Below are 14,091 nucleotides of genomic sequence, written 5' to 3' on the forward strand. Positions count from 1 at the left end.
GCAAGCAGACTGACCAGCGGAAGCCCATCTAGGAGGAAGACCGACCGGCAAGATAATCCCGCAGCCGCGCGATCGCCTCCTCAATCACCTCGGCGCGCTTGCAGAAAGCGAATCGCACCAGGTAGCGGTATTTTTCTGACTCCGGGTCATCCACAAAGGCGGTGACGGGGATAGCTGCGACTCGGCATTCCTTGACTAGGCGGGTGCAGGTCTCCAGTGCGTCTCCATGCCCCCAGCTCGAGACATCGGCGACGACAAAATACCCTGCCTGCGGCGTGAAGACGTCGGCGCCAAGGCCCTCCAGCCCATCGGCGAGGAGCCGCATGTTGCCTTCGAGTTGGCTCGCTAGCTCATCCACCCATGGAGCACATTCTTTCAGGCCACGGGCGACCGCCGGCTGGAGGGGAGTAGCACCGACGTAGCTCAAGAACTGCTTGGCCTTGACCACGCCATCGAGCAACTCGGCCGGAGCGAGCGTCCAGCCAATCTTCCAGCCGGTGACGTTGAAGGTCTTTGCGGCGCTGGACACGACAATGGTGCGCTCACGCATGCCCGGCAGAGTGCTGATGGAAGAGTGTGACAATCCGTTGAAGTACAGGCGTTCGTAGACTTCGTCGGCAAGCACAAGCAGATTGTTTGCGATGGCGACATCGGCGATAGCCTGCAAGTCCTCGTTTGTGAGGATGGTGCCGGTGGGATTGTGCGGCGAATTGATGATGATCATGGCCGTTTCGGCGGTGACGGCATCGGCAAGTGCACTGCGGTCGAGCGACCAGAAGCGTTCGGTGTCCGAGGCCGTGGGAATGAGCGGCACCGCGGTATATGTGCAGTTAGCCAGTGCGATGGCGGCTTTGTACGAGTCGTAGTACGGCTCGATGACGATGACGTGGCTGCCGGGTTCGAGATGCCCCAAGGCGGTGGCGGCAATCGCTTCCGTGGCGCCGACGGTGACCAGGCATTCAGTGTCGGCATCGTAGACCTGTCCCGTGCGGCGGGCGCGATCGGCGACGATGGCCTCGCGGAGCACCTTCATACCGCGGCCGGGTCCGTACTGGTTATTTCCGCCAGCTATCTGATGCTGCGCCTCAGCGAGTACCTCCGCCGGCCCGTCCCAATCGGGGAAGCCCTGCCCAAGATTGATTGCATCGTACTCAGTGGCGAGGCGGGACATGGTGGCGAAAATGGTCTCGCCGAAAGGGCGCAAGCGGGAAACGGTCATGGTATTTACTGTAGGTGGAATCTCATGAGTTCGAAGCATGAAGCTGCAGGATGTGATGGTCGTCAGTCCGCGAAGCTGTGTACACCAGCTTTGGCGTGCCATCTCTGAGCGCTACAAATCGAAGCGACAATTCTAGACAAGAGCTTCAGATATTCTGTGCATTCTCTTCCTTTTAAAAAATAGTCTTTACCGCATGCAAGATTGGTCGTGGTACGCCCTTGAGGCTGCCAAATTGGTACAGCTGCGTGGCAGAGTTCCAGAAATTATCGCAGTTATACTAATGCTGCTGACTCTCGGGTTTCTCCTTTGGCTGGTTGCAAAGGGGAACAGCTCTAGAAAATCGGGACTAATTCAAGTTTGCGCGATTGTAGTGGCTGTCTCTGTGGTGAGCACCATCGGCTGGTATGTGCTTAATAAGGTGTGGCGACCGATCCCGGACTACATCGGTATTGAAGTTTTCGGACCATTCGCATCTGGCTTGTCCGGCATCGTTGCTCTAGTTGTAATTGCGTCTTCCAAGAAGCCTAGGCGCATCATTGCGGGTCTTCTCGTCTGCTCACTATCAGTACTCGGCGCCTATGCCGTTCCCAATATTCACTATGGCACGTATGCAAACTTGGCCCAGGTGCTACGCGGACCAGGCAAAGTGCAGGCTTTTGGCGAGGTAGATGGGCTCGCGCCGGTCGCGGATGTTTATCGTCCCGGTGACAGTGAGTCGGCAAAACAAACATCCTTGGAACAACGGTGGCGGCCACGCCAAGCCGAAAATATAGGTACTGATAGTAGCGTTCTCGTTCAAGCCGATATCCCTGCTACTAACTTCTCTCCGCGCCCCTCCATCGTCTACCTTCCTCCGGCATATTTTACTCGACCGCGTCCGCTGCTGCCTGTGCTTGTGCTAATGCCAGGACAGCCGGGTACGCCTAAGGATTGGTTGGTAAACGGTGACCTAAAAAACACTATGGACCGCTTTGCTGAGCAACACAATGGATTGGCGCCGATTGTGGCGATTGCTGATCAGCTTTCTTCGAGCTTCAAGAACCCGCTCTGCTCCGATACTGAAAATGGGGCGGTCGCAACCTATCTGGAACATGACGTACCGGCGTGGCTAGAGGAACACTTCCAAGTAGACACTCGACCGCAATCGTGGGCTGTTGGCGGATTGTCCAATGGAGGTACCTGCGCAATGCAGGTTCTCAGCCGTAAAGGTGGGCCGTACCGCACCGTTTTGGACATGTCGGGTGAGGAGTTTCCAAATCTGCACAACCTTGAGACGACTATCGACAAGGGATTTGGCGGTGACAAGGCCGCATTTGAGGAAAACAATCCACTTTCGATTTTTTCCTCGGGGGAGGATTTCACCGGGTATTCCGCATTTTGTTCCATTGGCGATAAGGAACCTAGAGACGTCATCGAAGGGCTCTGGAAGGTCTGCCGAGCCGGGCATAGCCAGGGAATGGACGTACAGGAGCGCACCTATTCTGGAACGCACGAATGGAAGGTGTGGGAGAAGTCGCTTGACGACGAGCTTCCCTGGCTCGCGGCGAAAATGAATCTTATTCGGACGCCGAGCCACTAAGTCGCAAGACTACTAAATATGTTTCCCAATACGCCATTAAAAGTGGGCTGTCTGTTTAGATCAACTTCGAGATAAAAGATTGGATTTCAAGGATATGGCGCTACAATCGTTATTTCAGTGGCTTAAGGCGCACGGAAAAATCTTAAAGATTGTTTTCTATATTGTGATAATCTCCATTATCGTGCTTGTCGCTCGTGACCAGTTTGCCGCTATTTCAGGAAGCCAACTTCGAGAAATATTTGTTGATACGTCGATGCACCTAAATGCAATCATCATGGCATTGGGACTGATTGCGTTCAGCGCGACGGGGCTCTACGATTTGGTCGCTTCCAAATACGCCGGTGTGGAGGTGTCACCGCGCGAAGCGTTGAAAATCGGTTGGATTGCGCAGGCCTTTAATAATTTTGCCGGATTTGGCGGTCTCACCGGAGGCACAATTCGCGCAAAATACTATACCTGGGCGGGTGCGGACCGAGATAAGTCCATTGGAGTTTCGGCCAGTGTGTGGGCTGCCAACCTACTTGGATTATTCGTACTGTTGGCAATAACTTTGCCGTACGCAGTGCATTTCGATGGCTGGTTAATTATCGTCGCGATAATCTCATGTATGTATCTACCGCTGTTTTTCTTGGCGGACAGATTGAAACTTGGGGTGATCGATTTAAGAAAAACGAGGTTTGCGCAGATAGGAATGCGCGAAAAGTGGAATCTTCTCGGCGCCTCTGTTATCGATTGGGCCGCAGCTGGGCTATTTTTCTGGGCATGTGTTCGTGTCTTCACACTGGATTTCTCATTCCCAATTGCTATCTTTATTTTTGCAACCGCGACTTTGGCCGGATTGCTATCTTTCCTGCCCGCGGGTGCCGGTAGCTTCGACCTCACGGTGATTGCACTGTGCGCCAAACTTGGCCTCGACACTAATCAAGTTTTGCTTGGGCTGGTACTGTATCGCGTTTTCTATTACATCGTTCCGTGGCTGTTGGCCACGGTCGTGTGGGTCGCCGACAGCGTGAAAGAACTCGAGTCCGATTTTCCGCACCGTGTCATGGCGCGGGTGCTGGCTTTAGTAACCGTTTTTTCTAGCCTCCTGCTCTTTATCTCAGCGCTAACACCTGAAATCGCCTCTCGTATTCAAATCATCCAAGAGGTTTTGCCAAGTACTGTGCGGAAGGCATCGCACTTGACAGTGTTATTTACCGCAGTCATGTTGCTTATCTTGGCGCGCGGGATTAACCAGCGAGTTAGGCGTTGTTACCAGCTGGTCTTGGTCTTGCTCGGTGTGGCAGCTGTTGCTTGTTTAGCCCGCGGAATCGACTATGAAGAGGCTATTTATCTCGGGGTCTTTGCACTAGCACTATTTGCATCGCGCAGTGCCTTTGACCGAGATCCACTCCCATTAAAGTGGAGTAGTTTCGTGCCGACGGCAGCTCTGGCGATTGCTATTCCAATCGTGCTTTCGAGTTGGCATGCGCTTCGGGTAAACAAGGTGGTCAATGTACCCGCACCATCCCATCATGCCAATACCCACTGGCCAATGATTCTTTTCTACGTAATGCTCGCCTGCGCAGTGGCAATTGCGGTATTGTTTTCTCGTTGCCGCGCTCCAGAGTTTGAGGAGCCATGCGAAGAGCAGACACGTCGTTTCGAGAAGCTGATTGCAAAATGGGGTGGAAATGCTTTCTCGCACCTATATTACCTAGGCGACAAGCAGGTCTTCTTTACCGTCGATAAGCGAAATGGTGCGGATAGAGCAGCACTGTTGTATCGCCCGCAGGGTACGACATTGATTGCACTCGGTGACCCATTTGGCGACCCGGATTCTTTCAATCAATTATTCGCGGACTTTATTGATTATGCAGACACCTTTCAGTGTTCCGTCGCATTCTATGAAGTGGGCGAAGAGCATTTGGCGCGGTGCGTCAATGAGGGGATGAGCCTGGTCAAATTAGGTGAAGATGCGACGGTTGATATTTCTGGCTTCACGAGAGTCGGTAGTAAGGGCAAGACCTTCCGGCGCATGCACAACAAGTTGGAAAGCTCCGCTTGTACTTTTGAAATTGTCGAAGCACCGTACAGTCCAGACCTCATTACGGAATTGCGAGATGCATCGCAGGCGTGGCTCGGAAAGCGCACAGAAATGAGTTTTTCTCTCGGCTTCTTCGACGAGAATTATCTATCTCGTGCACCGATTGCCATAGTCCGATCGGCAGACTCAGATCGTATTGAAGGGTTCGCATCGCTAATGCCGCAGGGGTTAAGCGTTGCGTCGGTGGATTTGATGCGCATTCGCCCCGATGCGCCAGATGGCGTGATGGATGGCATTTTCGTGAATCTGATGGAGTGGGCAAAGAACCATGGATATACCGAGTTCAATTTTGGCATGGCACCAATGTCAAACACAGGTGCCCGACCGCATTCTAGGCTCAGCGAAAAAACGATCTATTTGGTGTACAACTACGGCGGACGGATTTATAACTTCCGCGGGCTGCGCAATTACAAGGAGAAGTTCAAGCCTGTATGGAAGTCTCGGTACTTGACCTACACCGATGTGAAATCGTTGCCTGCCATTACCGCAAGTCTGTCGAAACTGATCAATCGGCCAGGGCAGTATTCAGCAATTGCGCTGTCAACGAGTGAAGACGAAATGCCTGCTCCCGAAATGGCAATCAACGCTAATTGATATAAATCCGTGCGTCGTTTCCGCCGCTGCACGCCACGACACCATCGCCCTGCGTGCCGCAGCTGACATCGTAGGTCTGGCCGGTCGCAGGGCTCGTTGCCTGAATATTCGGCTTCAAATTATCGCGAATGTTATCAGCGGTGGCGTTGAGACCGTCGGTCTGCTGATGGAAGACCTCGGTGGCAAACTCACAGCTGGTATTCGGCCCGGCAACGACCAGATTCGTGCGGTAACCATCGCCATACACGCAAACAGTCATCTCCTCGCCCCCGGTAAACGTGGTCCCCGGCGACGAGTTGCTGTAGATGATGTCCCTCATCGCCTGGCCGATGTCTGCATTTTCGCTTGACGACGAAGACGTGGTTTCCGTATCCCCATTGGTTTGTCCACCATTTTGTGATGGGGCCGTCTCGGAAGAATTTGCATCGTCGGAGGTGTCGTCGGAGTTTCCGGCAGCGCCACCGTTATTGCTGCCGCCAGCATCAGAGTTTGAGCCGGTTGGGTTCGGCCTATTCTCTGAGTTTGCGTTTGATGCGTTGCCGTCAGTCTGAGTCATGGTGGCGGTGTCAGCTGCCGATTGGCTAGTTACTGCGCCGTCGTTTTGAGAGCAGGCGGTGAAGGTCAATGCGGTTGTGGCGAGGATACCGGCGATGAGTGCACGTCGTGAAGCAAAGGTGTGGTGGGTGTTCGTAGGCGTCACGCAGTGGGCAGTAGGGAGTTTTCGCACTATGAAAGTAATAACGATTCGATGAAAATCAGGGCGGTATTTCGACCTGTTTTCTAGAGCCAACCATTGTCGCGAGCAGTTTTCGCGGCCTCGACGCGGTTTGAGGTATTCGTCTTCGTGATAATTGACGACACCTGATTGCGCACCGTGCCCTTGGCAATGAAGAGCTGGCCGGCGATTGTGCCCGTATCAGCGCCTTGGAGAATCAGTCGAGCGATCTCGACTTCGCGGTCGGTCAGGGGAGAGTCGGCCGTGAAAAGTGAGGCCTCGGCCAAGGCCGGATCGATGACTCGGAGGTCGGAGTGGATGCGTCGAATAGCTTCTGCGAGCTGCTCAGGAGGCGTGTCCTTTGCCAGGAATCCGCTGGCACCGGCCTGAAGTGCGCGTTTGAGGTAGCCGGGGCGAGCAAAAGTAGTGACGACGAGGCAGCGGCAGTGGTCAGAAATTTTCGCGATGGTGTCAATGCCGTTGAGGCGCGGCATTTCGATGTCAATAAGCGCGACATCGACGTCCTGCTCGATGACTTTTTGCGTTGTTTCAATGCCGTCGGCGGCTTCAGCCACGATGTCCAAGTCCGGTTCGGTTTCCAGTAGAGCCTTTAAAGCCCCTCGAACTAGGTGCTGATCATCAGCTATGAGAACGCGAATCATCTATTCTCCCGCGCATATTCGGTGACGGTTGTGTCAGTGAGGTGGTTTTTGGAGCTTGTGGTGGATGAACGGCCCGCGTGGTGGGAGCGGTGCGAGCGCTGCAAGCGTGACTGCGTCATCGTGGCCACAAGGCGAGTGCCGCGACCTGGTGCGGACTCGATAATGAGGTCACCGCCAGCATCCTGGACACGCTGCTTCAGCCCAGCCAATCCACCAGCGGCGACAGTTTGGCCTTCGCCCGTGGTAGCCGCGGAGGAATCGCAGCCTAGGTCGGAAATGTCGAAGCCGATGCCATCGTCGATGATTTCCACGCTGGATGGTGTGAGTTCGATTGAGACATTCTCCGCCTCAGAATGCCGAATGATATTGGTGGTGGCCTCGCGAATCACCCAGGAGAAGAGTTTCGCATTGGTGGTTACACCGCTGGAATCGTCGGGAAGCGAAGCCTCAATGTGTGCGGTGTGGAATGCCCGCGCGGCGGCGGCGAGCTCGCCTGCGAGATCCGGCTGGCGCATGCGTGTGACTGTTGAGCGGACTTCGGCAAGCGATGTGCGCGACAGAGCGGTGATGGCCTCGAGTTCGGCAGCGGCGGCATCGGGGTTGGTGTGGACCAAACGCCGCGCGACTTCAGATTTGAGCGAGATGACCGTCAGCGAATGGCCCAGCACGTCGTGGACATCGCGGGCGATGGAGTCGCGCTGCTGGCTGAGCTCAATTTCCTGGTTGAGCTGGGCTCGTTCCTGGGAGAACCTGCTGAGTTGAACAACGCAGCAGACAACGACGGCCCAAAACAGGGCATCGATGGGTAAGATGAGACCGCTTTCCGGAGCCAAGAAATGACTAATGGTAACGATTGTTGCGCCGAGCACGCCAATGCTGAGGATGGCGGGGATGATGGGCAGCATCCAACTGAGCAATGCTGCGACAAATGGCAGGAATGCGCTGGCGCCGTTTCCCACAAGCGGGATGGAGAGCAGGCCGAACGCTGCGACTATGCACAGGGCAAGTATGTTGCGAGCTCGTTGCAACCAGCCGCGAGGATAGTAGTGAAGTGAGCCCCAGATGAAGATGTACACCAGCGCAAAGCTGACAATCAGCGCAGTTATCTGAGCGACCTTTTCGGCGCCGAAACCGAAGAAGACGAAGGGTAAAACCACAATCCAGATGCCAGCCGACAGTGCGGAGTAGACATGGAATCCCTGGAAGGGATGGCTGAAGCTGCGTCGCAAAGTGGTTGTCATAGATGCCTAGGCGGTCTCGGTCGGTGGCAGAGGGAAGTTGGTCTAGTTAGTCACAGGTTAGATGGAGGCGATGGCTATCGCTTGGGTTTGCTATCTAGCCGTGTTTCGCCGCGCTATTTACAGCCGCGACTTCTCGCGCTTGTTCAGATATATGCAGAAGCCGATTAGCAGGATGCTCCACACTGCAACATTGACAATGGGCACCCACAGTGGCTCGGTGTAGAGTCCTGCACCAGTATCCGTGCTGGGAGTAAGACCTGCGGTCAGCGGATACCTCGACAGAGTCACAGAACCGAACAGTGGCGTGAAGCGGCTGATTGCCAGCAACGTGCCCTGCATCGGGATAAAGAGGTTACCGAGGTAAGACAGCACGACAATCGAGCCCGACGCGATACTGAGCGCTGACGGCTTCGGCAGCAGCAGTGCCCAGGCATAGCCGTAGAAACCAAACGGCAGACAGGTTACAACACAGAGAATGAAGCTGACAATCCAGGCCCGTGGCTCCATCTCGGCGCCGATGACGAGGCCGAGAAGATACATTGCCGCAATCGGCAACACTGCGGCGAAGAGCACCAGAATTGCCTGGCTTAGTACAATACGCGACGTCGACATTGGTGTCAGCGCAAGCTGGCGACCCCATCCCGTGGTTTGCTCCATAATCGTTTGTCCGGCGCTGGCCACCGCTGCTGTGACGCCGCCGTAAATAGCCATGCCAATCATCACGTAGGCGGTGACATTGCCGTGAGGGAAGGCATCGCCGCCGCGGTCGAGCGAGGCACCGAACACCAGAAAGAACAAGATGGGCAGGCCGATGGAGAAGAACAGGTTCGACCAGTCGGACAGATAGCGTTTGATCTGAATGGCGATGTATGTCGACAGGCCGTGGGATTCGGTTAGCTTTGTTGCGCTGGTACCAGCAGTCGCGCCGGGTATGTCGGACGAAGTTTCAGTCGCGGTGTACGTCATGGTAATCCTTTCCAGTTATTTCCTTTAGTTCCCAGCAGCCACGGCGACATCGGGCGTGGCATCAGCTGCAACATCTGCGTCACGCTGCATAGAAATGAAAATGTCATCAAGCTTCGCGCGCTGGACCGTGAAGTCGGTCGCATCCGTCTCCGTTACCAAGTGACGAAGCAGTGAGTCCGAATCCCGTGTCCGCAGCCGCACGCGCCTACTGGTCCCGGCCGGTTCCCCAGCAGCGCTACTCAACCAGGTGACCTCATCGACCTCAGTGCGCTCTGAAAGCTCCGGTGCCGCACCCGGAAAATTAGCCTCAACCAGCACTGATTTACTCAGCGCAAGCATGCTCGGCGTATCCAAGTCCGCCATGATACGCCCCTTGTGCAGCATGATGATTCGCTTCGAAAAATCCTCCGCCTCATCCATGTAATGCGTGGTGAACAACACCGTCGTGCCACGCTCCGCCCGGGCATGAATATCCGCCCAAAAATTGCGCCGCGCACTCGGATCCATCCCCGCTGTCGGCTCATCCAACATAATCAACTCCGGATCACCGAGCAGGGCCAACGCAAACTTCAATCGCTGCTGCTCACCGCCCGAGCACTTACCGACTTTCCGCTTCAGCAAGGGTTCCAGCCGCGCTTGCTTTACGACGTCCGCCAACGCCACATGCTCCGAATAGCCACTGGCAATCATCTTGAGTGTGTCCTCGACCGTTACGTCGGGAAGCAAACCGCCCGTCTGCAAGATAGCGCCGACCTGCTGAGCATTGACCGCGTTCCTGGATGATTGGCCGTTGACTTCGATGCGGCCGGCGGTGGGTGTGGTCAGGCCGAGGATGAGATCGATAAGTGTGGTTTTGCCTGCGCCGTTTTCACCGAGGATGGCGACGACCTCACCGCGGCGGACGGTGGCGCTGACATCATCGAGTGCGGTTACCTGGCCTTTGCTGAATTGCTTGGTGATATTGGAGAACTCGAGAATTACGTCCGGATTCATAGTTCCAAGTTCAGCGCGGATTAGAGGTATGGACGTATAGGTAATGTCACGAATTGCCCATGACAGGTGTCATTGCTTGTTGGCGTAGCCAACCGTTGGATTCCACTCCCAGACTTTCTGGCAGGCAGGCCATCCTGGTTTATAGTCCACGCGGGGACGGCGCTTTTGTACCCATCGGATTGCCTGCTCGATTTCGTCGAGGACGCTGTCGAGATTCCAATTGATGCATGAGTCTGTGAACCGCAGGACTATCCAGCCGTGCAGCGTGCCGGAGTTGGTCTTCCAACGATCTGAGATGAATGAGTCCTCGTTCGCGTGGTACTTCTCGGAGTCGACTTCGATGGCTATTTTCCACTGGTCAAGTAGGATATCGAAGCAGTAGGGGCCGATGAAGTGGTTCATTCGGATCCGGTACCCGCGCTTAATCAATGGGCGAGCCAGCTTGCGCTCGAGTTCGCTGCATGCGCCGATCGGCGTGGTGGCGATGGTTTCACGCAGCCATGCGGGGACTTTCCGCATCCGGCTGAGGTCGTGGTTGAGTCGCTTCTCGCCGTCCCGGCCGGCGTAGTGTGTTTCCAGGATTCTGCGTGCATAGTCTTTTGAAGCTCGTGCTGCCCAGAGTGCTTCGACAACTGGAAGGCCATTGATGCTGGTGCAGGCCGGCAGGCGGCTATGCCTAATAGAGAAGGTTTCGGCCTGAACTGATCCCGCGCCTTCCGTCTGGATAGGAAATGTCAGGGGAAGTCTCAAGTGGATTTGAGCTGCGCTTTTACCGCTTAGAGCAATCTTTTTGTAATGCCCTGTGATTGCTCGGGCGACTGAGGCGGGAGAGTGGTCGTCAATGTAGAGGCCACGTACTAATTTAGTTAGTCTGCCTTGTTGTAGGAGGGCTCTGGTCTTTTTCTCTCCGATGCCGAGTGCACGTAACTCGGCCGTGGTGAAACTTCCCATGGTCGGGACTCTAAGCCTTTTTGATTCAGGGGCTTTTCTTTGAGAGAGGCTCCGCGTCCAATCTGTGGACAACTTTCAAGGTGTGGATAATCCAGGCCGCCCGCAGCCGCGCAGCCGCAGCCTCAACCTCAACCTCGTACCCGCGGACCATCGATAAGACGGCTTGCGCTTCACCAGGAGCCAGTCGCTGCGTACCAAGGGCCAGCTGGTGAAGCGGAACCCCGCCTGCGGTGCCTGCGGTGCCTGTGCTGGCCCCAAATCCCCACAGCCACCCCAAAGCCCAGGGAAGCGAGCATAACCAGCCCATGTAAAGCAGCCTTCGCTACGCTGGGAACTATGGCATTTGCAGCAGAGCAACCCGTCCTCGCGCACTCGGAGTTCCGTCCCGTCGGTGAAGTCGAGCGCGCGGAGGGAACCTTCGAGGTCATCAGCGAGTTCGAGCCCTCGGGCGACCAGCCGCAGGCAATCGCGGAACTGTCGGAACGCCTGGACAGAGGCGAGCGCGAGGTCGTCCTGATGGGTGCCACGGGTACCGGTAAATCAGCCACTGCGGCGTGGCTGATCGAAAAGGTGCAACGGCCAACCCTCGTCATGGCGCCGAACAAGACTCTGGCGGCTCAGCTGGCCAATGAGCTCCGCAGCCTGCTGCCAAACAACGCGGTCGAGTACTTCGTTTCCTACTACGACTACTACCAACCAGAGGCCTACATCGCGCAGACCGATACCTATATTGAAAAGGATTCCTCCATCAACGAGGATGTGGAGCGCCTGCGCCACTCGGCTACTTCAGCGCTGTTGTCGCGTCGCGACGTAGTCGTCGTCAGCTCTGTTTCTTGCATCTATGGCCTGGGTACCCCGCAGTCTTACCTCGACCGTTCGGTGTGGCTGAAGGAGGGCGAGGAAGTCGATCGCGACCAGTTCCTGCGCCTTTTGGTGGACATTCAGTATGCCCGCAATGATATCGCCTTTACCCGCGGCACCTTCCGAGTAAAAGGCGACGTGGTCGACATCATCCCGGCCTACGAAGAAAAGGCCGTGCGAGTGGAGTTCTTCGGCGACGAGATTGATTCGCTGTACTACCTCAATCCAGTCACAGGCGACGTCATCGACCAAGCCCCTGAGCTGCGCATTTTCCCTGCTACGCACTACGTCGCCGGCCCGGAGCGCATGGAACGTGCCGTCGCGGACATCAAGGCCGAGCTCGCCGAACGCCTGGCAGACCTAGAAAACCGCGGTAAGCTGCTGGAAGCACAGCGTCTGCGCATGCGCACGGAGTACGACCTCGAAATGATCGAGCAAGTCGGCTTCTGCTCCGGTATTGAGAACTACTCGCGCCACATCGATGGTCGCGCGCCGGGCTCGGCCCCCGCGACGCTCATCGACTATTTCCCGGAGGACTTCCTCACTATCATCGATGAGTCGCACGTCACTGTGCCGCAGATTGGCGGCATGTTCGAGGGCGATGCCTCCCGTAAGCGCAACCTCGTCGACTTTGGTTTCCGCCTCCCGTCGGCGCTGGATAACCGGCCGCTGACGTTCGATGAATTCGATGCCCGAGTGGGCCAGGTCGTGTTCATGTCCGCAACGCCGGGTGACTATGAGCTCGAGAAGGCCGGTGGTGAGTATGTGGAGCAGGTCATTCGTCCGACTGGGCTGGTGGATCCCAAGATCGTCGTTAAGCCGACTGAGGGACAGATTGATGATCTGATTGGCGAGATCCGAAAGCGCACCGAGCGTGACGAACGCGTCCTCGTGACCACCCTGACGAAGAAGATGGCGGAGGACCTGACCGACTACCTGCTCGAAAATGGCGTGCAAGTGCGGTATATGCACTCGGATGTGGATACGCTCAAGCGCGTTGAGCTGCTGCGACAGTTGCGTCTCGGTGAGTACGACGTGCTGGTCGGTATTAACCTGCTGCGCGAGGGCCTCGACTTGCCCGAGGTTTCTCTGGTGGCAATCCTCGACGCTGACAAGGAGGGGTTCTTGCGTTCGGAGCGTTCGTTGATTCAGACGATTGGTCGTGCCGCGCGAAACGTTTCCGGCGAGGTGCACATGTACGCCGACAAGATCACCGATTCCATGCAGTTCGCCATCGATGAGACGGAGCGGCGCCGCGAAAAGCAGATCGCGTACAACACCGAGCATGGTATCGATCCGCAGCCGCTGCGCAAGAAGATTGCGGACATTCTGGATCAGGTTTACGACAACGCTGACACTGATTACGAAGGCAAGACCGGTGCGCCCGCCGATGCGCTGCTCTCGCGTGCCGACGGCTCGGGCGCGGCCGATGGTGCCAGCGGTAAGCAGATGCCGCGGGCTGAGCTCGAGGCTCTTATTGCAGATTTGTCGGAGCAGATGGCCGCGGCTGCGCGTGAGTTGAAGTTCGAGCTCGCGGGGCGCTTGCGCGATGAGATTTTCGACCTCAAGAAGGAACTTAAGGGGATGATTGAGGCCGGTGTCGAGTAGTTTTTTGCTACTGTTGTGGGAAGTAAAACAGTGTATTCGCGAAAGTGCCTCTGGCCAGTGGGTTCGGGGCAACGACGGCGTTACGCACGATGAACTGTTTTAATGCAACTTCCACAGTGAGGGATAGTTTTCATGAGTGATTACAAGACCATTGTTGTCGGCACGGATGGTTCTAAGTCGTCGCTGCTCGCAGTAGAGCGCGCTGCCTCGATTGCTGCCGCTTTCGATGCCACCCTAGTTATCGGCTGCGCTTACTACGAGACTGCAGAGGATGCGTCCAAGACCCTGCGCCAGGATTCGGTCCAGGTCCTCGGTGATGACCCGGCTCAGAAGAACCTGGCTGCTGCTAAGGAGGCCGCAGAGGCCGTCGGCGCGACCAAGGTTGAGACTGAAGTTCGCTCGGGCTCCCCGGTTGAAGCTCTGATGTCGCTGGTCACTGACCGTCGCGCGGACCTGCTGGTGGTTGGTAACCGTGGTATTAACTCGCTGACTGGTCGTCTGCTGGGCTCCGTGCCGGCGGATGTTGCTCGTCAGTCGGACTGTGATGTCATGATTGTTCACACTGTGAGCTAATAAAACCGTGAGCTTACAAAACGGTGAGCTAACAATTTAGCTT

At 56.1% G+C, this 14,091-nt stretch carries 11 protein-coding genes; 4 read left to right on the top strand and 7 right to left on the bottom strand.

Annotated elements, in window-relative coordinates; all coding sequences use genetic code 11:
- Positions 1 to 28: 28 nt before the first annotated feature.
- Positions 29 to 1,219: an aminotransferase class I/II-fold pyridoxal phosphate-dependent enzyme gene (locus I6J19_RS07295; RefSeq protein ID WP_038625674.1), complete on the bottom strand. Its 1,191-nt coding sequence runs from the start codon at positions 1,217 to 1,219 to the stop codon at positions 29 to 31.
- A gap of 193 nt (positions 1,220 to 1,412) precedes the next feature.
- Between I6J19_RS07295 and I6J19_RS07300 the strand changes: the two genes are divergently transcribed.
- Positions 1,413 to 2,798 (top strand): alpha/beta hydrolase, encoded by a 1,386-nt coding sequence (locus I6J19_RS07300; protein WP_038625672.1) that lies wholly within the window; start codon positions 1,413 to 1,415, stop codon positions 2,796 to 2,798.
- Between the two features lie 94 nt (positions 2,799 to 2,892).
- Positions 2,893 to 5,478, top strand: coding sequence for a bifunctional lysylphosphatidylglycerol flippase/synthetase MprF (mprF, locus tag I6J19_RS07305; RefSeq protein WP_187402463.1), 2,586 nt, complete (start codon positions 2,893 to 2,895; stop codon positions 5,476 to 5,478).
- Here mprF and I6J19_RS07310 read toward each other — a convergent pair.
- The 6 genes from I6J19_RS07310 to I6J19_RS07335 form a co-directional block, all read right to left on the bottom strand.
- The gene (locus I6J19_RS07310; RefSeq protein ID WP_038625670.1) at positions 5,471 to 6,178 is read right to left on the bottom strand and encodes a hypothetical protein; all 708 of its coding nucleotides are present in this window, start codon (positions 6,176 to 6,178) and stop codon (positions 5,471 to 5,473) included. The genes mprF and I6J19_RS07310 overlap by 8 nt on opposite strands.
- Before the next feature lie 80 nt (positions 6,179 to 6,258).
- Positions 6,259 to 6,855 carry a response regulator transcription factor gene (locus I6J19_RS07315; RefSeq protein ID WP_016422917.1) on the bottom strand — a complete coding sequence of 199 codons (597 nt, stop codon included), beginning with the start codon at positions 6,853 to 6,855 and terminating at the stop codon, positions 6,259 to 6,261.
- A complete protein-coding gene (locus I6J19_RS07320) occupies positions 6,852 to 8,096 on the bottom strand; it encodes a sensor histidine kinase (RefSeq protein WP_016422916.1) in 1,245 nt (414 codons plus the stop codon). Before I6J19_RS07320 ends, I6J19_RS07315 begins: the two co-directional genes overlap by 4 nt.
- Before the next feature lie 117 nt (positions 8,097 to 8,213).
- The gene (locus I6J19_RS07325) at positions 8,214 to 9,062 is read right to left on the bottom strand and encodes an ABC transporter permease (RefSeq protein WP_005511993.1); all 849 of its coding nucleotides are present in this window, start codon (positions 9,060 to 9,062) and stop codon (positions 8,214 to 8,216) included.
- Between the two features lie 24 nt (positions 9,063 to 9,086).
- The gene (locus I6J19_RS07330; protein WP_038625667.1) at positions 9,087 to 10,055 is read right to left on the bottom strand and encodes an ABC transporter ATP-binding protein; all 969 of its coding nucleotides are present in this window, start codon (positions 10,053 to 10,055) and stop codon (positions 9,087 to 9,089) included.
- 69 nt (positions 10,056 to 10,124) lie between these two features.
- The gene (locus I6J19_RS07335; protein ID WP_038625665.1) at positions 10,125 to 11,006 is read right to left on the bottom strand and encodes a type IV toxin-antitoxin system AbiEi family antitoxin domain-containing protein; all 882 of its coding nucleotides are present in this window, start codon (positions 11,004 to 11,006) and stop codon (positions 10,125 to 10,127) included.
- Positions 11,007 to 11,342: 336 nt separating this feature from the next.
- Between I6J19_RS07335 and uvrB the strand changes: the two genes are divergently transcribed.
- A complete protein-coding gene (uvrB, locus tag I6J19_RS07340) occupies positions 11,343 to 13,475 on the top strand; it encodes an excinuclease ABC subunit UvrB (protein ID WP_038625661.1) in 2,133 nt (710 codons plus the stop codon).
- A 132-nt stretch (positions 13,476 to 13,607) separates the two neighbouring features.
- Positions 13,608 to 14,048 (top strand): universal stress protein, encoded by a 441-nt coding sequence (locus I6J19_RS07345; RefSeq protein WP_005511992.1) that lies wholly within the window; start codon positions 13,608 to 13,610, stop codon positions 14,046 to 14,048.
- Positions 14,049 to 14,091 lie beyond the last annotated feature (43 nt).

Origin of the sequence: Corynebacterium amycolatum, assembly GCF_016889425.1 — a bacterium.
GTDB classification, from domain to species: domain Bacteria; phylum Actinomycetota; class Actinomycetes; order Mycobacteriales; family Mycobacteriaceae; genus Corynebacterium; species Corynebacterium amycolatum.